The organism is Pseudomonas sp. M5A4_2d, assembly GCF_053345295.1.
In genome coordinates this window covers 1,257,275-1,283,587 of sequence record NZ_JBKEZW010000001.1, presented here as the reverse complement: position 1 = coordinate 1,283,587, position 26,313 = coordinate 1,257,275, and the positions used below count along the sequence as shown (strand labels likewise).

23 protein-coding genes and 1 pseudogene are annotated in these 26,313 nt (G+C 60.4%); 13 read left to right on the top strand and 11 right to left on the bottom strand.

The features are described from left to right. Positions 1–88 precede the first annotated feature (88 nt). Complete coding sequence (ahpC, locus tag ACLBW8_RS05845) at positions 89–652, top strand: alkyl hydroperoxide reductase subunit C (protein WP_053255965.1); 564 nt, start codon at positions 89–91, stop codon at positions 650–652. A gap of 130 nt (positions 653–782) precedes the next feature. Next, positions 783–2,348 carry an alkyl hydroperoxide reductase subunit F gene (ahpF, locus tag ACLBW8_RS05840; protein WP_447804852.1) on the top strand — a complete coding sequence of 522 codons (1,566 nt, stop codon included), beginning with the start codon at positions 783–785 and terminating at the stop codon, positions 2,346–2,348. 108 nt (positions 2,349–2,456) lie between these two features. On the opposite strand, the gene gloA is transcribed toward ahpF, so the two are convergent. Further along, on the bottom strand, positions 2,457–2,978 hold the full coding sequence (gene gloA / locus ACLBW8_RS05835; RefSeq protein WP_064452521.1) for a lactoylglutathione lyase: 522 nt from the start codon (positions 2,976–2,978) through the stop codon (positions 2,457–2,459). A gap of 196 nt (positions 2,979–3,174) precedes the next feature. Between gloA and ACLBW8_RS05830 the strand changes: the two genes are divergently transcribed. Beyond that, positions 3,175–3,723: a DUF4946 domain-containing protein gene (locus ACLBW8_RS05830; protein WP_447805023.1), complete on the top strand. Its 549-nt coding sequence runs from the start codon at positions 3,175–3,177 to the stop codon at positions 3,721–3,723. A 110-nt stretch (positions 3,724–3,833) separates the two neighbouring features. Here ACLBW8_RS05830 and ACLBW8_RS05825 read toward each other — a convergent pair whose 3' ends face one another. Together ACLBW8_RS05825 and ACLBW8_RS05820 are read right to left on the bottom strand one after the other, a co-directional pair. Further along, the gene (locus ACLBW8_RS05825) at positions 3,834–4,196 is read right to left on the bottom strand and encodes a histone-like nucleoid-structuring protein, MvaT/MvaU family (RefSeq protein ID WP_064452520.1); all 363 of its coding nucleotides are present in this window, start codon (positions 4,194–4,196) and stop codon (positions 3,834–3,836) included. A gap of 198 nt (positions 4,197–4,394) precedes the next feature. Then, on the bottom strand, positions 4,395–5,936 hold the full coding sequence (locus ACLBW8_RS05820; RefSeq protein WP_064452519.1) for an EAL domain-containing protein: 1,542 nt from the start codon (positions 5,934–5,936) through the stop codon (positions 4,395–4,397). Between the two features lie 296 nt (positions 5,937–6,232). On the opposite strand from ACLBW8_RS05820, the gene ACLBW8_RS05815 reads away from it, so the two are divergent. From ACLBW8_RS05815 to ACLBW8_RS05795, 5 genes are read left to right on the top strand one after another with little or no spacing between them, the layout of a single operon-like run. After that, positions 6,233–6,793 (top strand): fimbrial protein, encoded by a 561-nt coding sequence (locus ACLBW8_RS05815; protein ID WP_064452518.1) that lies wholly within the window; start codon positions 6,233–6,235, stop codon positions 6,791–6,793. A gap of 60 nt (positions 6,794–6,853) precedes the next feature. After that, positions 6,854–7,636: a fimbrial biogenesis chaperone gene (locus ACLBW8_RS05810; RefSeq protein ID WP_447804851.1), complete on the top strand. Its 783-nt coding sequence runs from the start codon at positions 6,854–6,856 to the stop codon at positions 7,634–7,636. A gap of 2 nt (positions 7,637–7,638) precedes the next feature. Further along, positions 7,639–10,257, top strand: coding sequence for a fimbria/pilus outer membrane usher protein (locus ACLBW8_RS05805; protein ID WP_447804850.1), 2,619 nt, complete (start codon positions 7,639–7,641; stop codon positions 10,255–10,257). Next, positions 10,257–11,012: a fimbrial biogenesis chaperone gene (locus ACLBW8_RS05800; protein ID WP_447804849.1), complete on the top strand. Its 756-nt coding sequence runs from the start codon at positions 10,257–10,259 to the stop codon at positions 11,010–11,012. The genes ACLBW8_RS05805 and ACLBW8_RS05800 overlap by 1 nt, the downstream gene beginning before the upstream one ends. A 14-nt stretch (positions 11,013–11,026) precedes the next feature. Further along, on the top strand, positions 11,027–12,055 hold the full coding sequence (locus ACLBW8_RS05795) for a fimbrial protein (RefSeq protein ID WP_447804848.1): 1,029 nt from the start codon (positions 11,027–11,029) through the stop codon (positions 12,053–12,055). On the opposite strand, the gene ACLBW8_RS05790 is transcribed toward ACLBW8_RS05795, so the two are convergent. Then, a complete protein-coding gene (locus tag ACLBW8_RS05790; protein WP_447804847.1) occupies positions 12,052–12,930 on the bottom strand; it encodes a LysR family transcriptional regulator in 879 nt (292 codons plus the stop codon). The two genes, ACLBW8_RS05795 and ACLBW8_RS05790, sit on opposite strands and share 4 nt — an antisense overlap. 77 nt (positions 12,931–13,007) lie before the next feature. On the opposite strand from ACLBW8_RS05790, the gene ACLBW8_RS05785 reads away from it, so the two are divergent. Together ACLBW8_RS05785 and hppD are read left to right on the top strand one after the other, a co-directional pair. Next, positions 13,008–13,931 (top strand): DMT family transporter, encoded by a 924-nt coding sequence (locus ACLBW8_RS05785; RefSeq protein WP_447804846.1) that lies wholly within the window; start codon positions 13,008–13,010, stop codon positions 13,929–13,931. Between the two features lie 243 nt (positions 13,932–14,174). Then, positions 14,175–15,251: a 4-hydroxyphenylpyruvate dioxygenase gene (gene hppD / locus ACLBW8_RS05780; RefSeq protein ID WP_064452512.1), complete on the top strand. Its 1,077-nt coding sequence runs from the start codon at positions 14,175–14,177 to the stop codon at positions 15,249–15,251. A gap of 56 nt (positions 15,252–15,307) precedes the next feature. On the opposite strand, the gene rarD is transcribed toward hppD, so the two are convergent. The 3 genes from rarD to ACLBW8_RS05765 form a co-directional block, all read right to left on the bottom strand. Continuing rightward, on the bottom strand, positions 15,308–16,189 hold the full coding sequence (rarD, locus tag ACLBW8_RS05775) for an EamA family transporter RarD (protein WP_447804845.1): 882 nt from the start codon (positions 16,187–16,189) through the stop codon (positions 15,308–15,310). Between the two features lie 220 nt (positions 16,190–16,409). Beyond that, positions 16,410–17,420, bottom strand: coding sequence for an aldo/keto reductase (locus ACLBW8_RS05770; protein WP_447804844.1), 1,011 nt, complete (start codon positions 17,418–17,420; stop codon positions 16,410–16,412). A gap of 81 nt (positions 17,421–17,501) precedes the next feature. Continuing rightward, positions 17,502–18,404, bottom strand: coding sequence for a LysR family transcriptional regulator (locus ACLBW8_RS05765; protein ID WP_064452509.1), 903 nt, complete (start codon positions 18,402–18,404; stop codon positions 17,502–17,504). Positions 18,405–18,505: 101 nt separating this feature from the next. On the opposite strand from ACLBW8_RS05765, the gene ACLBW8_RS05760 reads away from it, so the two are divergent. Further along, entirely contained in the window at positions 18,506–19,210 is a 705-nt protein-coding gene (locus tag ACLBW8_RS05760) for an SDR family oxidoreductase (RefSeq protein WP_447804843.1), read from the top strand. A gap of 51 nt (positions 19,211–19,261) precedes the next feature. Here ACLBW8_RS05760 and ACLBW8_RS05755 read toward each other — a convergent pair whose 3' ends face one another. Further along, complete coding sequence (locus ACLBW8_RS05755; RefSeq protein ID WP_432751776.1) at positions 19,262–20,572, bottom strand: MFS transporter; 1,311 nt, start codon at positions 20,570–20,572, stop codon at positions 19,262–19,264. Between the two features lie 161 nt (positions 20,573–20,733). Here ACLBW8_RS05755 and ACLBW8_RS05750 point away from each other — a divergent pair, with 161 nt between their 5' ends. Further along, positions 20,734–21,840: a sugar diacid recognition domain-containing protein gene (locus ACLBW8_RS05750; protein WP_447804842.1), complete on the top strand. Its 1,107-nt coding sequence runs from the start codon at positions 20,734–20,736 to the stop codon at positions 21,838–21,840. A 91-nt stretch (positions 21,841–21,931) separates the two neighbouring features. Beyond that, positions 21,932–23,074 carry a glycerate kinase gene (locus ACLBW8_RS05745; RefSeq protein WP_447804841.1) on the top strand — a complete coding sequence of 381 codons (1,143 nt, stop codon included), beginning with the start codon at positions 21,932–21,934 and terminating at the stop codon, positions 23,072–23,074. Here ACLBW8_RS05745 and ACLBW8_RS05740 read toward each other — a convergent pair. The 3 genes and pseudogenes from ACLBW8_RS05740 to ACLBW8_RS05730 all read right to left on the bottom strand — a co-directional run bounded on the left by ACLBW8_RS05740 (position 23,071) and on the right by ACLBW8_RS05730 (position 26,277). Then, positions 23,071–24,183, bottom strand: coding sequence for a class II histone deacetylase (locus ACLBW8_RS05740; RefSeq protein WP_447804840.1), 1,113 nt, complete (start codon positions 24,181–24,183; stop codon positions 23,071–23,073). The two genes, ACLBW8_RS05745 and ACLBW8_RS05740, sit on opposite strands and share 4 nt — an antisense overlap. Further along, positions 24,180–25,365, bottom strand: a pseudogene (locus ACLBW8_RS05735) (MFS transporter). Before ACLBW8_RS05735 ends, ACLBW8_RS05740 begins: the two are co-directional and overlap by 4 nt. Positions 25,366–25,401: 36 nt before the next feature. Beyond that, entirely contained in the window at positions 25,402–26,277 is an 876-nt protein-coding gene (locus ACLBW8_RS05730; protein WP_447804839.1) for a transporter, read from the bottom strand. Positions 26,278–26,313: the final 36 nt, after the last annotated feature.

Below are 26,313 nucleotides of genomic sequence, written 5' to 3'. Positions count from 1 at the left end.
CAGCATCAGGTTTGCCAATGAGCCATCGTCGGAGAGAGTGGGTAGGATTCATCTCATCAACTTACTAACCCCTGACGGAGAGTCATCGATGCCTATCATCAACAGCCAAGTAAAACCGTTCAAAGCTACCGCCTACAAAAACGGCAACTTCGTAGACGTGTCGGATGCTGACCTGAAAGGCAAATGGTCCGTAGTGTTCTTCTACCCGGCCGACTTCACTTTCGTCTGCCCAACCGAGCTGGAAGACCTGGCTGACAACTACGCCGAATTCCAGAAACTGGGCGTCGAAATCTACAGCGTCTCCACCGACACCCACTTTGCTCACGCTGCCTGGCACAACACTTCGCCAGCCATCGGCAAAATCCAGTACACCATGATCGGCGACCCAACCCTGACCATTTCCCGCAACTTCGACGTACTGATCGAAGAAGCTGGCCTGGCTGACCGCGGCACGTTCGTGATTGACCCAGAAGGCAAGATCAAAATCGTTGAGCTGAACGATGGCGGCGTGGGCCGTGACGCTTCCGAGCTGCTGCGCAAAATCAAGGCCGCTCAGTATGTTGCTGCCCACCCGGGCGAAGTGTGCCCAGCCAAGTGGAAAGAAGGCGAGGCCACCCTGGCTCCGTCCCTGGACCTGGTCGGCAAGATCTAAGCCTGTGAAACACCTCAGGGCGGATTGTGCCGCACCTTAAGTAAGCTGCACCGCCCTCAAAACGCCCGGGCGAGTTTCGCTCGGGCGTTTTTTTGTCTGCAATAAACCGAATTAATAGGAAATCGCCCGTATGTTGGACGCCAATCTTAAAGCTCAGTTGAAGTCATACCTGGAACGGGTCACCCAGCCGATCGAGATCGTCGCCTCCCTCGACGACGGCGCGAAATCCCAGGAAATGCTCGCTCTTTTGCAGGACGTAACCAGCCTCACCACGCTGATTACCCTGAAAACCGATGGCGATGATGCGCGCAAGCCATCGTTCTCCATCAACCGTCCGGGTGCCGATATCAGCCTGCGTTTCGCCGGCATCCCGATGGGCCATGAATTCACTTCGCTGGTGTTGGCCCTGCTGCAAGTCGGTGGCCACCCGTCGAAGGCCAGTGTCGAAGTGATTGAACAGATTCGCGCCTTGAAAGGCGAGTTCAGCTTCGAGACTTACTTCTCGTTGTCATGCCAGAACTGCCCGGACGTGGTGCAGGCGTTGAACCTGATGGCGGTGCTCAACCCGAACATCCGTCACGTCGCTATCGACGGCGCGCTGTTCCAGGCTGAGGTCGATGAGCGCAAGGTCATGGCAGTGCCCAGTGTTTACCTCAACGGTGTGAACTTCGGCCAGGGCCGCATGGGCCTGGAAGAAATCCTCGCTAAACTCGACACCAGCGGCATCGAAAAAGCCGCCGAGAAAATCAGCGCCAAAGACGCCTTTGATGTGCTGGTCGTCGGCGGTGGCCCAGCCGGTTCGTCGGCTGCCATCTACGCCGCGCGTAAAGGCATCCGCACCGGTGTGGCGGCCGAGCGTTTTGGCGGCCAGGTACTGGACACCATGTCCATCGAAAACTTCATCTCTGTACAAGAGACCGAAGGGCCGAAACTGGCCAGTGCCCTTGAGGCACACGTGCGTCAGTACGACGTGGACATCATGAACCTGCAACGTGCAAGCAGCTTGATCCCTGCGAAAAATGCCGGTGGCTTGCACGAGATTCGCTTTGAAAGCGGTGCGACCCTAAAGTCCAAGACCGTGATTCTGGCCACCGGCGCCCGCTGGCGCGAAATGGGTGTGCCGGGCGAGCAGGAATACAAGGCCAAGGGCGTGTGTTTCTGCCCGCACTGCGATGGCCCGTTGTTCAAGGGCAAGCGCGTAGCGGTGATTGGCGGTGGTAACTCTGGCGTTGAAGCGGCCATCGACCTGGCCGGTATCGTCACCCACGTGACGTTGCTTGAGTTCGACAGCAAGTTGCGCGCCGATGCGGTGTTGCAACGCAAGCTCTACAGCCTGCCGAACGTTGATGTCATCACCAGCGCGCTGACCAGTGAAGTCAAAGGCGATGGCCAGAAAGTCACCGGCTTGGCATACAAGGATCGCGATAGCGGTGAGTTCAACACCATCGACCTGGAAGGCATTTTTGTTCAGATCGGTTTGCTGCCCAACACGGATTGGCTCAAGGGCACTGTGGAGCTGACGCCTCGTGGCGAGATTATTGTCGATGCCCGTGGCGAAACTTCCCTGCCAGGGGTGTTCGCTGCCGGTGACGTAACCACCGTGCCGTACAAGCAGATCGTGATTGCGGTAGGCGAGGGCGCCAAGGCTTCCTTGAGTGCATTCGATCACCTGATCCGAACCTCCGCTCCGGCATAAATTCGCGCTCGAAAATGAAAAACCCCATGAGTGCTCATGGGGTTTTTTCGTTCCTGCGCGCTGCGTGGGAATGCATTCAGTGACGCTCTGCTCCCACCCATTAGCGGCTTACATCGGCGCTGGCTGAATAATCTCAACCCAGTACGCGTCCGGGTCTTTGATGAACGCCAGGCTTTTCATGCGGCCATCGGTCAAACGTTTCTGGAAGTCGCAACCCAGGGCTTCAAAGCGCTCGCAGGCAGCCACGATATCCGGCACCGAAATGCAGATATGGCCAAAACCACGAGGGTCGGTGTTGCCGTTATGGTAGGCAAAATCGGCATCGTTTTCGGTGCCGTGGTTGTGGGTCAGTTCCAGGATGCCCGGGATCGATTTCATCCACTGGGTACGTTCAGCGGCATCTGCCGGGATCTGGGCTTTGTCCACCAGGGCCAGGAAGTACAGGCTGAATTCGGCTTCCGGGAAGTCGCGCTTTTCAACCAGGGAAAAACCCAGGACGCGGGTGTAGAAGTCCAGCGATTTGGTGATGTCTTTGACCCGCAGCATGGTGTGGTTGAACACGAAGTTCGTGGTAGCGGTGTCGGGTTGGGCGGTGACGCCCGGGAAAGTGTTCAGATCGTGCAGGCTCATGGGCCCTCCAGAAAAATGGGGCAAACGCGGCTTGAAGTGAGAATAGCGTTCCCTTGGCGTGCGGCAAGCATCCATGCAGCCGGGCCATGATACGCAAGGCCTGCCTGCTGCGCCAAATGAAAAGGTCACACAGCGCTTGCGACTTGCGGGTATCGGGCGTCAAACTTTGGCGCTTGAACCTTGGGTGTTTTTCGCAATGATTGAAATCCGTAAACCGCTGTTGAGTGCTTTGTGTTTGCTGTTTGGCCCACTCTTGGGCGGTTCGTTCGTGCAAGCGGCAGACCCGGAAATTCATTGGCCCAGCGGCTGGCAAGTCGAGGAGGTGGTGCCCGACGACGGCGCGCCGGTAACACCCCTGGCTGCTTCTCGGCAACGCGCGATCAAGAATGATGAAAATGGCAATACCTTGATGGTCATGGAGTTGACCGGCACACCGATTGAGGTCGGGCATAAAGTTAATCTTCAGGGTGTGTTGCTGGACATGCGTAAATCCATCCAGAAAGCATTTGCCCGCAGTGGTTATCAAAGCGTGTGCAGCAAAATGCACCCAACCACATTGAGTCGTCTTGAGGCGATGGAAACTACTTGCGTGATTACCGAGAACGGACGACACGTGTTGTCACAAACATTGGTGGGCGCGGTAGATACCGATAAAGCGTATGTTTTTTCATACGCGGGCCAAGCCGAAGCCTACGAGGCCAGCCAGGGTGAAGTGAGTTCGGTGCGCGACAGTCTGAAACTTTGAACACACCCTTTTGATCGATAGTGAACAAAGTGAAACAGTAGTTAGATTCGTTTTCGAACCCTCAAACAAAAAGCCCCGCGTAGGCGGGGCTTTTTGCTAGTGACTTTTGATTAGCCGCGAAGCCAGGAATCTACAGTGGCGGCGCCATACTGTTCTTTCCAGGCTTTCAGGCCGCGATGGTTGCCGCCCTTGGTCTCGATCAGTTCGCCGGTGTGCGGGTTGTGGTAAACCTTGACCACGCGAGCGCGACGCTGTTTGGGAGCATTGGTGGCGGCACCGGCTTTGCCTGGGTTTGGATCAAGGATCGAGATGATGTCGCGCAGGCCTTTGCCGTAGTGCTTCATCAGGCCTTGCAGCTTTTCTTCAAATTCGATTTCTTTTTTCAGGCCGGCGTCGTTCTTCAGGGATTCCAGCTGGGCAAGCTGCTCTTGAAGGGCTTTTTCTGCTGCGCGAAATTCGGCGAGTCTGGACAAAATCTGTACTCCAATAGTGTAGTTGGCTGATATCAACTGCAGACAAAGCTAGTAAGCCAAGAGCTTAAGGTGACTCAAAGAAAGAGGCCTTTCTGCGAGTTCAGCACAGGCAGGAAAAATTGTAGTAGTTAATGTCGCACGAGTAAATCACGTTGTTGCTTTAATAAGATTATTTCATCGAGCGCAGTAGATGGCTATTCAATGGCTGGTCAGGGACTTAATGAACTCTTCACAGGGTAACGGTCGACCGAAGAGATAACCTTGCAGGAAATCCACACCTTGTGCCGCGAGATATTCGCACTGCTCTGCTGTTTCCACACCCTCGGCCACAATACCCAGATCCAGCTTGCCGGAGAGTTCGATGATGCTGTCAAGAATATGCCTTGAGAGTGCATCGGCCCCAATCATGGCGACAAAGCTTTGATCGATTTTCAAGTAGTCGACATTGAAGTTGCGCAAGTAACCCAGGCTCGAGTGGCCGGTGCCAAAGTCATCAATCGCGATCATCACGCCCAGTTGATGCAGGGCGTCGAACAAGCGGCGGGTGATGTCGGTAGGCTGGATCAGATCGCGTTCGGTCAGCTCCAGCACTAGCGTCACCTGGCCTGGGGTAAAGGCGGCGAGAAACTCCTGACAGTCTTGTACCAGGTCCAGATCCTGGCAGTGGTGTGCCGTGATGTTCACGCCGATATGAAAACCAGGGCTGAAGCGCCCGGCATGTGGGGCGAGTTGCGCGGCGGTCTGGCGCAGCAGTGAGCGGGTCATCGGTACGATCAGGCCGGAGTGTTCGGCCAGCGGGATAAACAGGTCAGGGCGCACCAGGCCTTCTTTCGGGTGTTGCCAGCGCATCAACACTTCACAGCCAGCCCATTCGCGGGTATCGCCGCGTACCACGGGTTGGAAATAGGGAATGAACTCGTTGGCACCCAAGGCGCGCTGCAGCTCGTGGGTGGGTGCGGACGAGCGCTTTTGCAGCCAGTGCGCGAGCATGCCCGCCAGTACGCCGAAGAACACCAGCAGGCTGAACAGGGCCGGGTAGCGCGCTTCCATATAACGCCAGACCTCGCCGTCGGGCATGCCTGCGTCGACACTGTAGTGATAACGCTCAGAGGCCAAGTGGTGATGGGCCACGGCATACTCCGGCACAGCGGTGTTGTGTACTTTGCCGTCCGCATCCAGCCAGTTGGGGCCGACTTGCAGGATCAGGTACGCGTAACGGCTGATCAGGCGCAAGGCGTTGGTCAGGTGGTAGCCGTCAACAGAGGCAAATGCGGCTTTATCGCCTTCGACCAAGCGGTAAACCAGCAGCGCGGTGTCCGGCGTCACCGGGTTGCCGTTCATCAGCCACAACGTGCCATCAACGTAATCATCCGGGTTAACCGCTGACTGGTAAGTACCTCCGAATAACGAGCTGCAATAAATGTTTTTCTGCCAGGACAGGGTCGTCGCTCGCACAAAGGGCCGACGCGTCACCTGCTCACGCAGGGCCAGTTGCGTACCGTTGTCGCAAGGGTGGCCGGCCAGCGGTAGCAATGTGCGGGCGGCGAGGGCGGTGTTGTCGAGCATCAAGTCGAATTGGCGAACGGCTTCGTGGGCGGTTTGGTCCGTGCTTTGTTCAAGGGTGCGTTCGGCCTGCCAATAAAGAATCGCAACGCCCAGTAAAACGGGAAGCACGCCGCAGATTCCGCTGATAAACGCGCGTACGGTTCGGCTTCGTGGGCCTTTAGCGGTGAGGGGCATAGGGGCAGCCAATAACGAAATGAAAACAGAGGTGTATGCCGATGATAGATGGCATTGCGCCGGTGTGCTCAGTTGTTTGAGGCCCATCCACCTAGCCGTTTGGTCAGTTGTTGCGGGCACTTCACCTTGGCAAGATAAACATCGTTGCAAAAAGTAAGAGACTCAGGAACAACACCCCCTCCAGCCTCTCTCTCAGCCGTTCAAGCCCAACTTTGGCGGGACGGTACAACCTCGTCTTTCAATAATTGAAATTCGTCTTGCAACCCGTTAACGCTACTTATGAGGAAACACTCGCAATGAAAAAAATCCGACTGGCCGCCGCCTTGCTGGCCGCTACCGGCGTTGCCACGCTGCCTGTGTTTGGCGCAGATGGCACGATCAGCCTGACCGGTGAAATCACCGGTACAACGTGCAGTATCAGTGGCGGCTCCGGCTCGGCGGCTGGCACCAGTTCGAACTTCGCGGTGGCGCTCAGCAAGGTCCAGGCCAGCGCGCTCAAGGCCAAAGGCCAGACGGCCGGCACCACGCCCTTTTTTGTGCGAGTGGGTGCTTGCCCGAAGGACACGGCCGTGGCCGTCTTGTTTGAGAGCAGCAGCCCTGCCATCAACCCGGCTACCGGTAACTTGAAGAATCAAGCGCCTGCCTCGCCGAAGCCCGCTTCTCTGGTTGAAGTACAGATTGTCGACGGCACCACTCACCGCCCTATGGACCTTCGCCTCGCCCTTAATTCGAGCGCCGCAAAGGTCCCTGAAAACGGTGAAGTGTCGTTGCCGTTCGCGGCTCAGTATTTCGCCACCGGTGTTGCAACCCCTGGCCCGGTCAGCACGCAAGTGCTGTATTCCATCACGTTCCCCTGATCAAGGCCCAGGTGCCTGGCGATTCGCCAGGCACCTGACAGCGCCTTGAAGGACCGATCCATGCTCGCCCGACCCTTGCTTCTGAGTTGCCTGCTGATGACCCTTTCGATCAGTGCGGGATGGCCAAGCGCCGCCCACGCCGGCGTGGTGATTGATGGCACTCGGCACATCTACCCGCAGCAGCGCCGTGAAGTCACGCTACGCCTGACCAACGACGACCCGCGGGCTCCGCGCCTGGTGCAGGTGTGGCTGGACCCGGGTGACCAAGCGCCAGCCCCGTCAGGCAGTGAAGTGCCTTTCATTCTTTCGCCACCGGTATTCCGTCTGGACCCGGGCAAAAGCCAGGCGGTGCGATTGGTCTATACCCAAGAGCCGCTGCCGGCTGACCGCGAGTCAGTGTTTTGGCTGAACGCGCTTGAGATTCCGCCCAAGGTCAACGCTGAGCAGTCCGCTCAGGACGACGCTCCTGCGAGCCACCTGCAGTTCGCCTTTCGCATCCGCACCAAAGTGTTTTTTCGGCCGGCCCATTTACCCGGCAGCACGGACGAGGCGCCCGCCCAATTACGCTGGACCCTGCACCGCAGCGCCCAGGGCGCGCTCCTGGAAGTGCACAACCCATCGGCCTATCACGTGACATTCAACGAGGTCGCGCTGGCCATGGGCGCGCAACCTGACGCGCGCCTGCTGCCGGCGGGAGAGGGCATGGTGGCGCCCGGCGGTCATCTGACACTGGCCGTGCGCGAGGTCGTGCATGCAATTCCCGCTGATGCCCAGGTGCATTTTAAATACATCAATGACTACGGCGCGTTTTCCCCGCCGCAGCGTGCGCCCCTGAAGTTCTGACTATGCCTGCCTCATTACAATTTACGCTCTACCAATGCGCCTGGCTGTTTTCCCATCCTCGGCTGGTGGTGTTGTTCGGCCTCCTGAGTACGCTGGTGATATCGGTCGAGGCTGCCCCATTGTTGTTTGACATAGAGGCTTTCAGCAGCGGCCAGTCCAGCCCGGCGGACATCACGCGTTTCAATGCCGTCAATACGCTAGCGCCTGGCGTTTATCGCGTAGACGTGATGCTCAATGGGCAATCGATTGGTCGCCACGCGCTCAATTTCGTGCCCCGCAATGAGCAGGATGGCGCGCAGCCGTGCGTGAGTGCGCAACAGCTTGCCGAACTCGGGGTGGTGCTGCACCCACTCGACGGCGCCTCGCAGGCTGCCTGCCGCGATTTTGCCGACTGGATCCCCATGGCCAGCAGCCGCGTCGACACCGAGTCGCTGACGCTGGACCTGAGTATCCCGCAGGTCTACATCAACCGCTCCGCACGCGACTACATTGACCCTGCCCAGTGGGACGAGGGCATTGATGCCGCACTGCTCAATTACAACTTCAGCGCCGCAGCCGTGACGTCGGGCGCCGGTGAGGACCGGGGCTACCTGGGCCTTAACGGCGGCGTCAACCTGGGTGACTGGCGACTGCGCCACCAGGGAGGGCAAGCCTGGGCATCGCGAAGTGGCCGGTTGCCTTATCAACAAACGGCTACCTACCTGCAACGCTCCCTTTCAACCTGGCGTTCGCAACTTACCGTTGGCGACAGTTTCAGCAGCGGCCAGATCCTCGACGGCGTGCGCGTACGGGGTATTACCCTGGCGACCGAGGACCGCATGCTTGCGCAGTCGCAACAAGGCTATGCACCCCAGGTTCGCGGCGTCGCCGAAAGCACTGCCACGGTGACGGTGCGCCAGAATGGCTACACGCTCTACGAAACCACGGTGGCTCCCGGGCCGTTTGTGATCGATGATCTTTACCCCACCGGTTACGGTGGCGACCTCAACGTCAGCGTCACCGAGGTGGGCGGGCGGCGTAGCACCTTTGTCGTGCCCTATTCGGTTGCCCCGCACCTGTTACGTAATGGCGCTACCCACTACACCGTGACCATGGGGCGCGTGCAACAACGCGGGCTAGCCGGCGCCAGCCCCACGGTATTCCAGGGCACCCTCCAGCAGGGGCTCACGAATAGCCTGACCGCCTACGCAGGCAGCACGCTTTCCCAGGGTTATGGTCAAGCCAAGGTGGGTGTGGCGATGAGCACGCCCATCGGCGCGTTCGCCCTCGACAGCACGCGCTCGCGTACTCAGGTGCCGGGGCAAGGGCTGTTCGGCGGACAAAGCTGGGGACTGGCCTATAGCAAGAACGTGCCGTACTCAGGGACACATTTTATGTTGGGGGCCTATCGCTTCTCTACCGAAGGCTATCTGAGCCTGCCTGACGCGCTGACTGTACGGGAACTGGGGCATCACGGCGGGAGCATGGGCAGTTATACCCGGCAGAAAAGTCGATTGGACCTGACGATCAGTCAGCAGGTGGGCGAGGGCACGCTGAGTGTGTACGGCAGTTCCATCGACTACTGGGCCGGGACGCAAGGGCGCCAGACTTCATTCACTGTCAGCTATGGGGCCCATTGGAAGAAGCTCAACTGGAACCTCTCGGCGCAGCGCTCAAGGGTCAGTGAAATGCATCGCTCGAGCGACCGAGAACGCAGTGACGAGATCTTTTTTGGCCGGGCCACGCAAGCAGGGCGTGTCGATAATCATCTGGTACTGACCCTCTCCATGCCGTTGGGCGATGGCGCGCACGCACCGACCCTGAGCAGTTCGCTTTACCGGGACGCCGGTGATTCGCGCGGCAGCCAACAGCAAGTCGGAATCAATGGTTTGCTGGGGGATTCAGATCACACTCACTACGGGCTGATCGGCAGCCACGGAACGGGTAACCAGCACGGCTCAAGTTTCAATGCCTACACGGGCTATCGCAGCAACACCGCCAGCCTGCGCGCCGGTTATGGCCAGAGCCGGGACAGCGCGCAAGTGTCCATGAGCGCCGATGGCGGGCTCATCGCCCATGACGGCGGCGTCACGCTCTCGCCAAGCCTTGGGGAAGCCTCGGCGCTGGTTTATGCGCCGGATGCGCAGGGCGCGCAGCTCGGCAGTTCCGGGGTGCGTATCGACAAACACGGCTATGGCGTCATGCCCTCGCTCAGGGCGTACCAGCGCAATGAAGTGGCCATTGATCCACAGGGCATGCCCATGGATGTGGAGTTGAAAGCGTCCAACCATCACGTCGTCCCCACGATGGGGGCGGTGTCGCGGGTCAGGTTCGAGACCGTCAGCGGCCGGGCGGTGGTGATCAAGGCGACCCATCCAGACGGCAGACCCGTGCCGTTCGCCGCACAGGTGTTCGATGAACACGGTAGTGAAGTCGGCGTTATCGGGCAGGCCGGCAAGGCGTTTGTGCGTGGCGTTGCCGAGCACGGCACGCTGACCGTCCGCTGGGCTGAGGCCGCCGGCGAGCGCTGCTTTATCCAGTATCGCTTGCCACCCCGAGAACCCGGCCGGCGCCAGCAAAACGCGGACCAGTTGATCAGCCAGTGCAAGGGCGACCTGGGTAGGCAGGAGGAGAGCAGTTGATGTTTAACAGGTGGTTGAGGACCGTGTTCGGTCTGGCACTGGCGGCTCAGATGTGGCCGGCGCACGGGGAAATCGTCATAGATCGAACCCGCATCATCTACCCCGCCGCCGCGCGGGAGGTGACGGTCAACCTTCGCAACGAAGCTGACGGCCCGAGGTTGGTGCAGGTATGGATTGATCGCGGCGACCCTGAGGCCTTGCCGGAGTTGAGTGACGTACCGTTTACGGTCAGCCCGCCGATCCTGCGGCTGGAGGCCGGCACGGCACAGGGGTTGCGGTTGGCTTACCACCCCGCTGAGGAGCAGGCGAACGCACGCCCTCAAGAGTCAGTGTATTGGCTGAATGTACGAGGTATCCGGCCCACGGCCAGGACTAGCAATCAACTGCAATTTGTCTTTCGCACACGAATCAAGCTGTTCCTGCGCCCAGAGGAGCTGGCAGGCCGGGAGGTGGACGCCGTGCAGACCCTGCGGTGGCGGCTGGGCGGCGACAGCCCGGTGCTACGGGTGCATAACCCCAGTGCTTTTCATGTGACGTTATCCAGCGTCGTGCTGACCCTGGAGGGCGTCGAATACCCCAGTGAGGACCCGCCGATGCTGTTGCCACGCACCACGGCAAACCTGATGTTGAAAGGCCGGTCAGAACCTTGGCAAGGCTCGGCGACGCTGCGCTTTACCACCCTGGATGACCACGGCGTGACGCGCGAGCATTCGGTGTCCCTGGCGGGTCCTGTAACAGAGGATGTGGCGATATGATCAGGTTTTTACGCATGAGCGCTCTGTTGGCGGGCTGGGGAGTTGCGATGGCGGCCCATGCTCATTTCAGTGCTGGCACGTGTACACCCCAAGCGACAGTGAACCTCTCTATTGCGCCGATCACCTTGCCGGTCAACCCGCAAGTGGGTCAGGTGATAGGTGCGGCGAACGGTTATGACTTCGGCAACAATAGCTTTGTGATGCTGTGTCGATATCAGGACTGGCCCATCGAGCAACCGGTGTCTGCGAACATGAGCGTGGTCAATTCGCCAGTCAGTGGTAGGACGTTCAGCGCCTCAGGCGTGTCAATGCCGGTGTATGCCACTGGCCTGCCCGGGGTCGGGTTCGCCATGATGGCCAGGGACCCCGGCCAGCCAATGCGTGCCATCAGCCACACCGGCACCACACTGTTAAACACCAAACATAACAAACCCAATGGCTGGGGGCTTCAAGGGCGGGTCTATCTGGTTGCCACCGGGCCGGTATCGGCCGGTACGATTCCCTCCCGCAATATCGCGAGGTACACGCTGACAAATGTATCGACCGCAGGTCCGGGCTATGTGGCGGTCAACTTTACCCCTGCGGTTATAGCACCCCCGCGCAGGCCTACCTGCCGTGTCTCTGCGCCGTCGATTGCGATGCCGGTGGGGCGTATAGCCAGCCGTGATTTCAAGGGGCCAGGCAGTTTCGCCGGCAGCGTAACTCAGGATATTACCTTGGAGTGCGCTGGCGGAACCGGTGGCACCCAAGATGTATTCATCACGATAACCGACCAGACTGACAACGCTAATCGCAGCGACCGGTTGACCCTGACCCGCACTTCAAACGCCCGTGGCGTGGCGCTGCAACTGCTGCATGGCGCCCAATTGGTGAGGTATGGCGCCGATTCCGCGGAAGTGGGCAACCTGAATCAATGGCAGGTGGGCAGCACCGGCAATGGCAAGGTGACGATCCCCTTGACCGCCCGTTACGTCCAAACCGAGCAAACGATCACGCCCGGCGTCGCCAACGGGTTGGCCTCGTTCACCATGAGTTATCGCTAAGTCCCGGCGTGGTGCAGCTTTTGCGCCAGCGCGATGAACGCCAGGGTGGCAGGTGAGGACTGGCGGCGGTCAAGCACGGCCAGACCGATCCGGCGTGGCACCGCGGGAGACAACGGCCGCGCTGCATAGCGTGGGTCGACGCGTTCCGGCAGCGACGCTTGCGCCACGATACTCAGCCCGTCGCCACGGCTGACGGCTTCCAGCGTGCTGAGCAATTGGGCGCAGCGATAACGCACTTTAGGCCTTAAACGGGCCTCGCTGAACAAACGCATCACCAGTTCCGAGGAACCGGCCTCGGTGAGAATAAAAGGGTCATCACACAACGCTTGCAAGGGCAGCGCCGCGTTAGCGGCCAGTGGATGAGCGGCGGGTAGCAGTGCCACCAGTTGGTCCTCGAACAAGGCCACGGTGTCGAAGCGCTCCTGATCCAGCACCACAAACCCGACATCGATCCTGCGCTCATCCAGCCACTGGATAACCTGTCTGTCGGGCCCTTCGTCCACGTGCACTTCGATGCCCGGATAAGCCTGTCGAAACTGCCGCAGGAGCGTAGGCAAGATGCGGATTGACGCCGTCGGCCCGAACGACCCAATCCGCAGTGTGCCGCGTTTCATCCCGCGGGCATCGGCCGCTTCCTGCTGCAAGGTATTGGCCAGGCCCAGCATTGCACGCGCGCGCCCGAGTAATTGCGCGCCGATATCGCTCAGTTCCACCAACGACTGGTGGCGCCGGAACAATTCCACGCCCAGCTCTTGTTCCAGGGCCTTGATCGCATGCGACACCGCGGATTGACTGATGCCGAGGCGGTGAGCCGCACTGGTAAAACCTTGCAGTTCGGCGACTAACGAAAAGATTTCCAACTGCGTCAGGGTCATGAGTAAAGGCTCATTTTACGATTACCGATCATTAGTCGAAGAATACGCCAATCCTTCAGTACCCTGAGCACATCCTTATGCACCCCCTGTCCGAACGACTGACCTATCTGAAACTTGCTGCTGTGACCATGATATGGGGCGGCACGTTTGTCGCCGGGCGCTACCTGGCCGATCAGGTCGACCCGCTACTGGCCGCCAGCCTGCGGTTTATCCTGGCCAGCCTGGCGCTGCTGCTGTTTATGGTGTGCGCGCGGATTCCTCTGGCGCGACCCGATCCTCGGCAACTGATACGGCTGAGCGTGCTGGGTTTCTTTGGCATCTTTTTCTATAACCTGTGTTTTTTCTATGGCCTGCATTACGTCAACGCATCGCGCGCCTCGTTGATCGTGGCGTTGAATCCGGCGGTGATCGGCCTGGCCTCATGGTGGCTCTTCAAAGAGCGCCTGAGTGTCGGCAAAGTTACGGGCATCGCCTTATGCCTGGCCGGCGCCGCCGTGGTGATCGTCAGTCGCAACCCTGAGCTGCTGCACAGCACCGCGAGCAACTGGCGGGGCGACGTGCTGATTTTTGGCTGCGTAGTGGGGTGGGGGATTTACTCGCTGTTTTCCCGTGAGCTGAATCAGAGCCTCGGCCCTTTGCAAACCGTCACCTGGTCCGTGCTGCTGGGCACCTTGATGCTCACCGTCCTCACCCTGTTCATGGGACGTTTCACCGCCGAAGGGCTCGGCAGCCTCCAACTGCCGCAGGCATTGAGTTTGTTGTACCTGGGCGTGCTGGGCTCAGCACTGGCGTACATCGGCTATTACGACGGCATTCGGCGCATCGGCGCGACCCGTGCCGGTGTGTTTATTGCGCTTAACCCGCTGACAGCGGTGATTTGCGGCGCACTGCTGCTGGGCGAACAACTGACTGCGCCCATGGTGCTGGGCGGTGCGGTGATCCTGTCCGGCATCTATCTGTGCAACAAACCCCTTGCGCAGGCCAAGCCAATGGGGATTTGATAAGAGTGCGGACAAATACGGTTACGCTGTGTAGAATCGATTTACGCATACAAGAATATGGACTTGCGCTCACGCAAGCCTCGGCCGTCAGAGACTGATGTAACCATGAAGCTATTCGGCTCCCCCCTGATCTTTGGTGACTTCCTCGCACGCAGTGTGCGGGGCCTCTCTTGTGCGCCTCCCTCCGACCTCATCCTTGCTCGCAAATAACTATTTGTTCACTACAAGAATGAGGCGCCGAAAATGGCCGACCAATACGAAAACCCAATGGGCCTGATGGGCTTTGAATTTATCGAATTCGCATCGCCAACCCCGGGCACCCTGGAGCCGATCTTCGAGATCATGGGCTTCACCAAAGTCGCGACCCACCGCTCCAAGAACGTCGACCTGTTCCGCCAGGGCGAGATCAACCTGATCCTCAACAACGAGCCTGACAGCCTCGCATCCTACTTCGCGGCCGAGCACGGCCCATCGGTGTGCGGCATGGCGTTCCGCGTCAAAGACTCGCAACAGGCGTTTAACCGCGCGTTGGAGCTGGGCGCCCAGCCAATCCATATTCAAACCGGGCCCATGGAACTGAACCTGCCGGCGATCAAGGGCATCGGCGGCGCGCCGCTGTATTTGATCGACCGTTTCGGTGAGGGCAGCTCGATCTATGACATCGACTTCGTGTACCTCGAAGGCGTTGACCGCAACCCGGTGGGTGCCGGCCTCAAGGTCATCGACCACCTGACCCATAACGTGTACCGCGGGCGCATGGTCTACTGGGCCAACTTCTACGAGAAGTTGTTCAACTTCCGTGAAGCGCGTTACTTCGACATCAAGGGCGAATACACCGGCCTGACCTCCAAGGCCATGAGTGCCCCGGACGGCATGATCCGCATCCCGCTGAACGAAGAGTCCTCCAAGGGTGCCGGCCAGATCGAAGAGTTCCTGATGCAGTTCAACGGGGAGGGCATTCAGCACGTGGCGTTCCTCACCGACGACCTGATCAAGACCTGGGACGCGCTGAAGAAGATCGGCATGCGCTTCATGACGGCGCCGCCGGACACGTACTATGAAATGCTTGAAGGCCGCCTGCCGAATCACGGCGAGCCAGTGGACCAACTGCAAGCACGCGGCATTCTGCTCGACGGTTCTTCGATTGAAGGCGACAAACGTCTGCTGCTGCAGATCTTCTCGGAAACCCTGATGGGCCCGGTGTTCTTCGAATTCATCCAGCGCAAGGGCGATGATGGGTTTGGCGAGGGCAACTTCAAGGCACTGTTCGAGTCAATCGAGCGTGACCAGGTGCGTCGTGGTGTACTGACCGCCGACTAAGCGTAAAAAAGCCCGCCCGAGGTTAACCCTCGGGCGGGCTTTTTATTGCCTGCGAATCACGCTCTGCGCTGACGCACCAAGTGCTTGAACCCTTCATACACCAGCACCATTACCGCCAGCCAGATCGGGATGTAAGTCAGCCATTGGCCGCCCTTGATGCCTTCTCCCAATATCAACGCCACCGCCAGCAGCAATACGGGCTCCACGTAGCTGAGCAAGCCAAACAGGCTGAACGCCAGCAAGCGGCTGGCAACGATATAGCTCACCAGGGCGGAGGCACTGATCAAGCCCAGCATCGGAATCAACGCGTACAGCTTGGGGTGCACATCGAGCACGGCAAACCCCTGTTCACCGCTCTGCACAAACCACCAGGCCACCGGCAGCATCAGTGCCATGTCCAGCCACAAGCCGCCCAAGTGATCGGTGCTCAAGTATTTGCGCACCACAAAATAGATCGGGTAACCGATGATCACCACCAATGTCGCCCAGGAAAAACCACCGGCCTGATACAACTCGTTAAGCACCCCGAGCGCGGCAAAAAATACCGCGATCTGCTGCAGGCGTGATAGCTGTTCGCCGTACACCAAACGCCCGGTCAGCACCATGGTCAGCGGCAGCAGGAAATACCCCACCGACACATCCAGGCTACGCCCATTCAGCGGTGCCCACATAAACAGCCAGAGTTGCACACCTAACAGGGCCGACGACAGCAGCACACCGCCAATCAGCCTCGGCTTGGCCACCAACATCCGCACCAGTTCCCACACGCGCCGCCATTCGCCACTGACGATCATGAACACGGTCATGCAGGGCACGGTCAGCAACATGCGCCAGCCAAAAATTTCCAGGCCGCTCAATGGCGTGAGCAACGAAGTGAAGTAATACATCACGGCAAACAACACCGAGGCCAATACCGATAAAACAACACCTTTAGACACACTGTCCTCGCGAAAACCGATTGCTACAAAAGAGAGAGATTTCAGGAGGGGATTATGGTGCTTTTGGCGGAATACGGTTGCGCTGTTTTGGGGCGTTTTGCGGGAAATTTTTCACGACACGCGGTTTTGGCTAATCCCTGTGGCAAGCGGGCTTTTATGGTGAGCCCGGTTCGCCACACCCTGCTACTGGTCACAGGCGGCGGGCGAGCCGGGGTACACGCTAAGAACGAGCTACGCGACCCGAGACAAAATGGCCCACATCATTAAACCCCAGCGTAGACGAATGCCCCGGCGTCACCAGTGAGTCAATAAACGCCTCATCTTCAGCACTGATCTTGACATCCAGCGCCCCGGTGTACGCATCCCACTGCGCCTCGGTACGCGGCCCGACAATCGCCGAACTGACCGCCGAGTTGTTCAGTACCCAGGCAATCGCAAACTCGACGATCCCCACGCCACGCCCCTGGGTGTATTGCTGAATCTGCTGGGCAATACGCAATGACTCAACCCGCCATTCGGTTTCCAGAATGCGTTTGTCCTGGCGCGCCGCGCGGCTGCCGGCTTCGGGCGTCACATCAGGTGCGTACTTGCCACTGAGCACGCCACGGGCCAGCGGGCTGTAAGGCACCACGCCCAAGCCATAGGCGCCTGCGGCGGTGATTTGTTCGATCTCGGCCTGGCGATTGACGATGTTGTACAACGGCTGGCTGATGATCGGCTTGTCTACGCCCAAACGCTCGGCCACGCGAATCACTTCAGCGATGCGCCAACCCCGGTAGTTGGACAGGCCCCAATAACGAATCTTGCCTTGGCGGATCAGGTCGCCTATCGCCGACACCGTCACTTCCAGCGGCGTGTCGTGGTCTTCGCGGTGCAGGTAATAGATGTCCAGGTAGTCGGTGTCGAGGCGGGTGAGGCTGGCTTCCAGTGCGTTGAAAATGCGCTTGCGGCTCAAGCCATTGCGGTTGGGTAAACCGTCCAATGGGCCGATGCCGACTTTCGACGCCACCACCCAATCCGAGCGGTGGCGGGCGATAGCTTCACCGACGATTTCTTCGGAGCGCCCGCCGGTGTAAACGTCGGCGGTGTCGATAAAGTTGATGCCCTGGTCCCAGGCCTTGTCGATGATGCGCAGCGAGTCTTCGGTGTGGGTCTGTTCGCCAAACATCATGGTGCCCAGGGTCAGTGCGCTGACCTTCAACCCGGACTGGCCCAATGTGCGGTAAATCATGCAAAGATCCTCATGGCTGGGAAACGTAAGTGATGCAATACCAGACTCAAGGGCTCTGGAACAACCCCAGCACGGCTTTCTTCATGCGCTCAGCAAGGTCTGACAGCGCTGCTGTAAAAAACGATGCAGCACTTTCACCCGTTCCGACACTTGCAGGCGGTGAGGGCACATCAGGTTGAACGGGGTGGGCTCGCCTTGCCAATCGGGCAACAGCGGCACCAGGCGCCCGGCTTGGATATCCCGGGCGATATCCAGGTTGGCCTTATACGCGACCCCGTGGCCAGCCAACGCCCAACGCCGCACAATTTCGCCATCGTCGCTCAGGTAATCGCCCGTCACTTCGACTTCCTGGAGCAGTGCGCCCTGGCGAAAGTACCAGGTGTTATTCGGCTGCCCCCGGCGCATGTAGCGCAGCGTACTGTGTTGCGCCAGGTCCGCAGGCGTACGCGGCGTACCGTGCCGCGCGAGGTAGTCAGGGCTCGCGCAAGGAATGCGATGGTGGCCGGGCACGACGGGTAATGCCACCAGGCTGGAGTCCCGTGGCACACCAAAGCGCAGGGCGATGTCGACGGTGTCGCGGAACAAATCGGCGTTGCTGTCGTTGAGCAACAACTGCAGGCGGATGTTCGGGTGCTCGACCTTGAATTCATCCAGCCAGCCCAGCAGCACATTGCGCCCGAAATCCGAGGGGGCGGCCAACTGCAACAGGCCGCTGAGGCTTTGGCCTTGTTGTTTGATCGCTTGCTCGCCCTCGGACAAGGCTTCCAGGGCTATGCGTACGCTGTCCAGGTAACGCCGACCTTCTTCGGTCAGGCGCATGCTGCGGGTGGAACGGGCGAGCAGGCGGATGCCCAAGCGAGTTTCCAGACGTTTGAGGGCGATACTGGCTGCTGCCGGCGTGAGGTTAAGGCTTCGCGCGGCCGCCGAGAGGCTGCCTGTGTCGGCGGTGCGCACAAACACTTCCAGGTCCAGGGTTGAGCTCATTTGTAAAAATCCTTTAAAGATCTTGTCGTTTTACCGGGATTTTTCGCTGATTGCCAAGCTGAGAAGATCAACGCTCACTTTCTCAATCAGGTATCAACCTCATGACATCCCCCCTCAGCGGTAAAACCGTCATCGTGATTGGCGGCAGCAGCGGTATCGGCGCGGCAGTGGCCAAGGCTGCCGCAGCGCGTGGCGCACAGGTGGTGCTGGCCGGGCGCCGCTTGGCCTCCAGTGTCGACAACGGCGTGCGCAGCGAGCCGGTCGACGTGACCGACAGCGTCTCCCTGCAACGTTTGTTCGAAGCGGTCGGACGCTTTGATCATCTGGTCTATACCGCCGGGCCGTCGGTGCGGGCCAAAACCCTCAGTGAAACCGACCTGACCGAAGCCCAGGACAACTTCAACGTAAAACTCTGGGGCGCGCTGCGGGCAATCCAACAGGCGCTGCCGTTTTTGGCTGAGCACGGCAGCATCAGCCTGACCTCGGGCCAACTGGGCCGCAAACTGGCGCCCGGCCAGTTGATCAAGACCGGCATCAACGCTGCGACCGAAGCGCTGGGCAAGCAACTGGCAAAAGAATTGGCGCCCCGTCGGGTCAATGTGATCAGCCCGGGGGTGATTGATACACCGGCTTATGCAGGGCTGACAGAGGAGCAGCGGCTGGCGATGTTCGCCAAGGCTGGCGGGGCCTTGCCGGTTGGGCGAGTGGGGCAGGCTGAGGAGGTTGCGGCGGGGTATGTGCTGGCCATGGAGAACGGGTTTATGACCGGTGCCGTGATGGATATCGACGGCGGCGGTGTGTTGTAAACACAGCGCAAAATGTGGGAGGGGCTTGCACCCTCCCACATGGACTGGGTTTTATACTTTGAGAGTACGTGTCATGCGCAGCGCCAACAGGCTACCGGCGACAATCACCGCCGCCAGCAGGTACAACGCCATGTCCGTGGACCCGGTGGCATCCTTCACAAACCCTACGATGTAGGGGCTGAGGAAGCCGGCCATCTGGCCCATGGAGTTGATCAGCGCCAAACCGCCTGCCGCCGCGCCTGCACTGAGCAGGGCGGTTGGCACCGGCCAGAACATCGGCAGGCCGGTGAGCGCGCCCATGGTGGCGATGGTCAGACCGAGAATCGCAATCGCCGGGGTGGTGGCGAAATTCACCGCGATCAGCAGGCCGATTGCGCCCATCAACATCGGCACCACCAAATGCCAGCGACGCTCCTTGCGCAAGTCGGCGGAGCGGCCCACCAGCAGCATGAACACGGCGGCCAGCAGATACGGAATCGCACTCAGCCAGCCAATCACCAGGTTATCGCTGAAACCCAGGTTCTTGATGATCGACGGCAGCCAGAAGTTGATCGCATACACACCGCTCTGGATGCAGAAGTAGATCAGGCCGAACGCCCAGATGGCCGGGTTCTTGAACACTGCGCCGAGCGAATCGGTGGTGGTCTTCGGCTTGTTGGCCAAGTCCATCGCCTGATCGGCTTCCAGCACTGCACGCTCGTGGGGCGTGAGCCACTGGGCATTGGCAAAGCTGTCGCTGAGCAGGAAGTAAGCGAGTGCGCCAAGTATTACGGTCGGGATGCCTTGCAGCAGGAACATCCACTGCCAGCCCGCCAGGCCACCCTGGCCTGCAGCAAAGTGGTTGAGGATCCAGCCGGAGAACGGGCTGCCGAGCAAGCCGGACACCGGAATCGCCGACATGAACAATGCCATGATCCGCCCGCGGCGAAAGGTTGGGAACCACTGCGAGAGGTACAGCACCACGCCGGGGAAAAAGCCGGCTTCAGCGGCGCCGGTCAACAGGCGCAGCCCATAGAAATGCGTCGGCGTCGTGACGAACAGCAGGCAGGTGGACAAGGTGCCCCACACGATCATCATCAACGCGATCCAGCGGCGCGGGCCGAATTTGGTCAGCGCCAGGTTACTCGGCACGCCGCACAGCACGTAGCCGATAAAGAAGATCCCGGCACCGAGGCCGTACACCGTCTCACTGAATTTCAACGCGTCGAGCATCTGCAACTTGGCAAAGCCAACGTTCACCCGGTCAAGGTAGTTGAACAAGTAGCAGATGAAAATGAAGGGGATCAGGCGCAGGGTAATGCGCTTGTAGATGGCGTTTTTATCGTCATCGGTGGCCAGTGTGGCAGCGGCGCTCTGTGACATGGCAGTCTCTCTTTATTATGATTTTTCGCGATGCGAGGGTAACGTTGATCGCCCAAAGAGTCTCGGCCACCGGCCGGGGTGCTGTCTTTGTGCTAGCGCACAGTGAAGCGTGCTTTGCGCTGTGCCTATGAACAACCCTGCCTTTCAAGGAACTTAGCCCCATGTTCGAGCTGGATCATGACCTGGCGCAGGATATCGTCAATCGCACCATGGCCATCCTGCCCTACAACGTCAACGTCATGGACAGCCAGGGCTTGATCCTCGGCAGCGGTGAGCCGGAGCGCATCAACACACGTCATGAAGGCGCGCAGTTGGTGCTGGCCAACGGTCGGGTGGTGGAAATCGACGGCCAGACCGCCAAACACCTGAAGGGCGTGCAACCCGGCATCAACCTGCCGCTGATGCACGACCAGCGGCTGATCGGCGTGCTCGGCATTACCGGTGAACCCGAGTTGTTGCGCACTTACGCTGAGTTGGTGCGCATGACGGCGGAAATGCTGGTCAGCCATCGCCATCAACAAGCCGAACAGCAATGGCGGCGCCAGCGCTGTGATGATCTGCTGGCGTTGCTTTTGGCCGACGCCGGCGACTCGCCGCGCCTGGTCGATGAAGCGCAACAGTTGGGGCTCAAACCGCAAATGACGCGCACGCCGTACCTGTTCGAGCTGGGCGTGGGCCAATCGGCGGACGCGTTGAGCGCCTGGCTCACCAGCCGCTACCCGGACAGTTGGTGCGTCAGCTCCGCGCAATTTTCCCTGCTGTGGTGCCGACCTGCAGCGGTGCGCGTGGATAACCTGCGCTTGCTGGAGAAGCTTGAAGGCCTGGGCTGGAATATCCTGCGAGTGGCCGTGGGCGGTCAGGCCGATGGCTTGGCGGGGCTGCGCCGGTGTTACCGTCGCGTGGGGGATTTGCTCGCCTATGGTCGCGATATTCTCCCGCAATCACGGCTGTTGACGCTCAACCGTTATCGTTTGCCCGTGATGCTCTGGCGACACCGTAATGAAGACGCCCTCGACGAATTGCTCAACCCGTTGCGCAAAGTGTTGGCCAAGGACACCAACGGTCAGTTGCTGGCGACGTTGCGCAGTTGGTGCGAACACGACGGCCAGAGCCAGGCGTGTGCGGATGCGTTGGGTATTCACCGCAACAGCCTGCGTTATCGGATGGAGCGCATAGCCGAGTTGAGTGGTGTCGACCCACTGACCCTCGACGGCATGCTTGCCCTTTACCTCGGCGTACAGTTGTTGCCCCAGGCTTTGTCGAAATGAACAACAAACCTCACTCACACTTGTGCATCTGACCGGCGTCATTGCCGCAGCCAACTGGCAGCATGGGCGTTATAAAAAACGGAGAAACCCCATGAAAATCATCATCGCCCCCGACTCATTCAAGGACAGTCTGAGTGCCGAAGGCGTCGCCCAGGCGATTGCCGAAGGGTTGGCCCAGGTGTGGCCGGATGCACGCTTGATCCAGTGCCCGATGGCCGATGGCGGTGAAGGCACCGTGGATTCGGTACTCGCCGCCTGCAATGGCGAACTGCGCAGCCACACTGTGCGAGGTCCGTTGGGAGGGACGGTTGAAGCGCGCTGGGGCTGGCTGGCCGACAGCTGCACCGCGATTATCGAGATGGCCGAAGCCAGCGGCTTGCAACGTGTGCCGCCGGGTCAGCGCGATGCCTGCACCAGCACCACGTACGGCACCGGCGAACTGATACGCGCCGCATTGGATGCTGGCGCCCGGCGCGTCATCCTGGCGATTGGCGGCAGCGCCACCAACGACGGTGGTGCAGGCGCGATGCAGGCGCTCGGCGTGCAACTCTTCGACGCCCAGGACCAGCCACTGGCGCCCGGTGGCCTGGCCTTGGCAGGCCTGGCGCGCATCAATCTTGAACAACAGGACCCACGGTTGGCCCACGTACGCTTTGAGATTGCTGCCGACGTGAACAACCCGTTGTGCGGCGCACACGGCGCCTCTGCCATCTTCGGCCCGCAAAAAGGTGCGAATGCGCAGCAGGTCGAACAACTGGACGCCGCCCTTGGCCATTTTGCCGATCACTGCGCCAAGGTTCTGCCCAAAGAAGTGCGTGATGAGCCAGGCAGTGGTGCAGCAGGTGGCCTGGGGTTTGCCGCCAAGGCCTTCCTGGGCGCGCAATTTCGCGCCGGCGTTGAGGTCGTCGCCGAATTGGTGGGGCTGGACGAAGCCGTACGGGGCGCCGATCTGGTGATTACCGGCGAAGGCCGCTTCGACGCCCAGACGCTGCGTGGCAAAACCCCGTTCGGCGTGGCACGCATTGCCCGCCAGCACAACGTGCCGGTGATCGTGATCGCCGGCACACTGGGCGATGGCTACGAGCAAATGTACGCCCACGGTGTGGACGCCGCATTCGCCTTGCCTTCGGGCCCGATGAGCCTGGAACAGGCTTGCAGCGAAGCGCCGCGTTTATTACGCGAACGGGCCTCGGACATCGCTCGCTTATGGCGGCTGGCGGCGCCCAAGGTTTAATCGATGAGCCCGCGCGCCAACTGCTCGATCCATTGCTTCTGGAATGTCAGCAGCGCCGCGTTGGGTTGCTGCAACTGGACAAATTCCAGCATCGGGTCTTGCACCGCCGTGCGCACACCGCTTAACTCCTCCAGGGTGGCCAACCCGCAAAACGGCACATAGGCTTCGCTGTAGCCGCCCTCATGCACCAGCACCAGGCGGCCCTGGCACAGGCGCTCTGCCGCCAGGCGCAGCGTGCGGGTCATCAGTCGGAAAGAGTCGCTGTGCAGCAGCATGCGCGCCAACGGGTCGACGGCGTTGGCGTCATAGCCGCAAGCAACGATGATCAGCTCCGGTTGAAACCGTTCAAGCGCCGGCACCACGATGCGCGCCATGGCATGCAGGTACGCGTCGTGACCACTGCCCGGCGGCAATGGAATATTGATATTCGCCCCCAGGCCGGCGCCACGGCCGCGATCCTGCTCGCCGCTGTAACCCGGCGGATAACAACCGTCCTGATGCAGTGAAATCGTCAACACATCGCCCCGGTCCTCGAAAATCGATTGGGTGCCATTGCCATGATGGACGTCCCAGTCGATCACGGCGACCTTGCCCAGCCCGTTGCGCGCCTTGGCCACTTCGATGGCAAGCGCAATGTTGGCGAGGAAACAGAAGCCCATCGCGCTATCGGCCAAGCAATGGTGTCCCGGTGGCCGCGACAGCGAATAGGCATTGTGTGCCTGGCCCTTGAGGACCGTGTCCACCGCGGCGATGGTCAAGCCGGCGGATAACCTGGCAATTTCGTAGCTGCCCGGACCCATCGGGGCCTGGGGGCCGAGTTCACCACCGCCGGCATCGCTCAGGGCCTTGAAACGTTGCAGGTAGTGGCTGCCATGCACCCGCAGCAGATCCTCTTCACTGGCGGGAGGGGCGCTGTGCAGGTGCAAGTGGCGACTCAAGCCGGACACGTCCAGCAGGCTTTTCAAGCGTCGCTTGGTGTCCGGCGACTCGGCATGCCCGCTGCCGGCCGGCGGCTGCACCCATCCGCCCACGGGCAAGGTCAGCGCGTGGGCACTGGCGCTGTGCCACAGGGTCATTTCATCAAAGAAAAACGCGGTGGTTCGGTTCATACAGGCTCCAGTTCAACGGGGTTGTGATGGGCGGCTGGCGAAGGTCATCGCCAGGGACAGCAAGGTGATAACGGCAGCGCCGACCAGCAGCGCGGTAAACCCGCCACTGGTCTCGATCAGCCGGCCGGCGACGGCAGGGCCGATGGCCAGGCCGCCGCCGATCACCAGGTTGGAGGCGTTCATCAACTTGCCGCTGTGGTCCAGGTCGGCCAGGCAGGCGAGGATCAGCGGCAGGATGAAGGTCCAGGTGAACTTGAACAGCAGCGCCGCCAGCGCAAAACGCAGCAGCGCGGGTTGGCCGAGCAGTAGCAGCACGGCGGTCGCCATCAGTGCATAGCCCGCGAGCAACAGCACCCCACGCGGCAGGCGCGCACCGATCAGCGCAGCGCACGCCGCCCCGGCAATGCCCATCAGCGTCGCGACGGCCAACACTTCTCCGCTGTGCTGTGGCGAGATTCCGGCACGCGCACCCAGGGCACCGATGAAGGTCCAGACGCCGCCGAGGCTGATGTAAAAGGCCAGGACCGCTGCGATCCCCAGCGCGGCCTTCCAGGGTGAGCGGTGCAGCGCAGGGCTATCGTTCGCCTTGCTCGCCGGGCTGGCACGGGGAAAACCACGGGCCAGGGGCAACAGTACGGTCATCAGGACCGCCAGGATGAGGTAGCAGGCATTCAAGCCGTAGCGTTCGAATAACCCCGGAAGTACCGCAAGGCCCAGGGCGCCGACCACCAGTTGCCCCATCACCCATAGCCCGTAGACCCGGCTGGGGTTGGCCGTATGGGCGGCACTGGCCAGGCAGATGATCATCAATGAACCTCCGGCCAACGCACTGGCGAAGCGCAAGGCAAGCAAGCTGGCGTAGGTGTCGGCGAGCATCGACAGCAGATTGGCCGCGATGAACAGGAGTGCGGCGCACAAGGCCGCCACCCGCCAGTCGACCCGTTTGAGCCACCAGAGCGCGGGCAGCGTCGCCAGGCTCATGGCGCCCAGTTCGACGGAAAACAGATCACCGATTTGCGCAGGGCTCAGTTGCCATTCGCTCGCCAACTGTGAAGCCACGGCGGGGGCGGTCATCAGGATGGTCGGGGTGATTGCGGCAAACAGCACAATGGCTGCCAGCAGTGCCCAGGAGGGCGATGAGGCTGAGGCCTCATGCTGTGCGGCATGGGTTTGAGTGTGCATCTTCTTGCTCCGGGAAAAGGGGCTCGGGAAAGCGCGTCAGAACACGTGGACCAGGCGCAACAGCGCATCGGTTCCGGCGTAACCGTTGGACGCGGCGACATTTTGCGAAAGGCCGAACATCAGTTGGTTCTGCTTGTCGAGCCAGTGCCCGACCTCGAACCCGACCTGGGTGTAGCGTTTGTGGGTGTCGTCGAGTTGACGGTTGTTGAGGCGCAGCGCCCCACCGTCGGCCTGGATCAGGCGCAACGCACCGTAAGTGGCGGGGCTGAAGTCGTAGGAGGCAAATGCTTGCAGGCGATACAGCGGGGCTTGCTTGAGCTGGCTGCCGAAATAGTCGTCATTGGGGGCGTAGAGCTGGGCTTCCAGATTGGCTTCCAGCACCCATTTTTCGCCGATGCCTCGCGTGTAGTTGTAGACAAAGGTTGCGCCCCAGCGATTGGCGCCCGCAGACACGTCCGGGTTGTTGCTGTGGTATTCGCCCACCGGCACGGTGATCAGGCTCAAGAGGCCGCTGTAGGTACGAGAGGCCGGGTCGTTGATGAAAAACACGGTGCCGCCCACTTGCAGATCGCCCAGCCCACTTTCGCCGGTGCGTTGGCTGGCGCCTGGCAAGCGCGCATTGATGTCGGCGAAGGGCACGATGACTTGCGGCGTGCACAGCGTGCCGCAGGCGTCGGTGAAATACACTTGGCGGTATGCCAGGGCGTTCACCCTGAGGTCGGCCTTGCCGGTGGTATCGGCAGGCCCGTGGAAATTTCCGGCACGCGTCGCAGGCAAGTACAGCACGCCCAGGCTGGTGCCTGGCGGTGCGCTGAAAAAGTCGCGGGCATTGAGGTCGGCAGCCCGGCTATCGAGGCACAGCAGTGTGCCGCCGAGCAGCACCGTCAGGTTACGCACGGTTGTTGGGGTCATGGCGAGGTGTCTCTTAAATGGAGTGTCAGGGCGAGT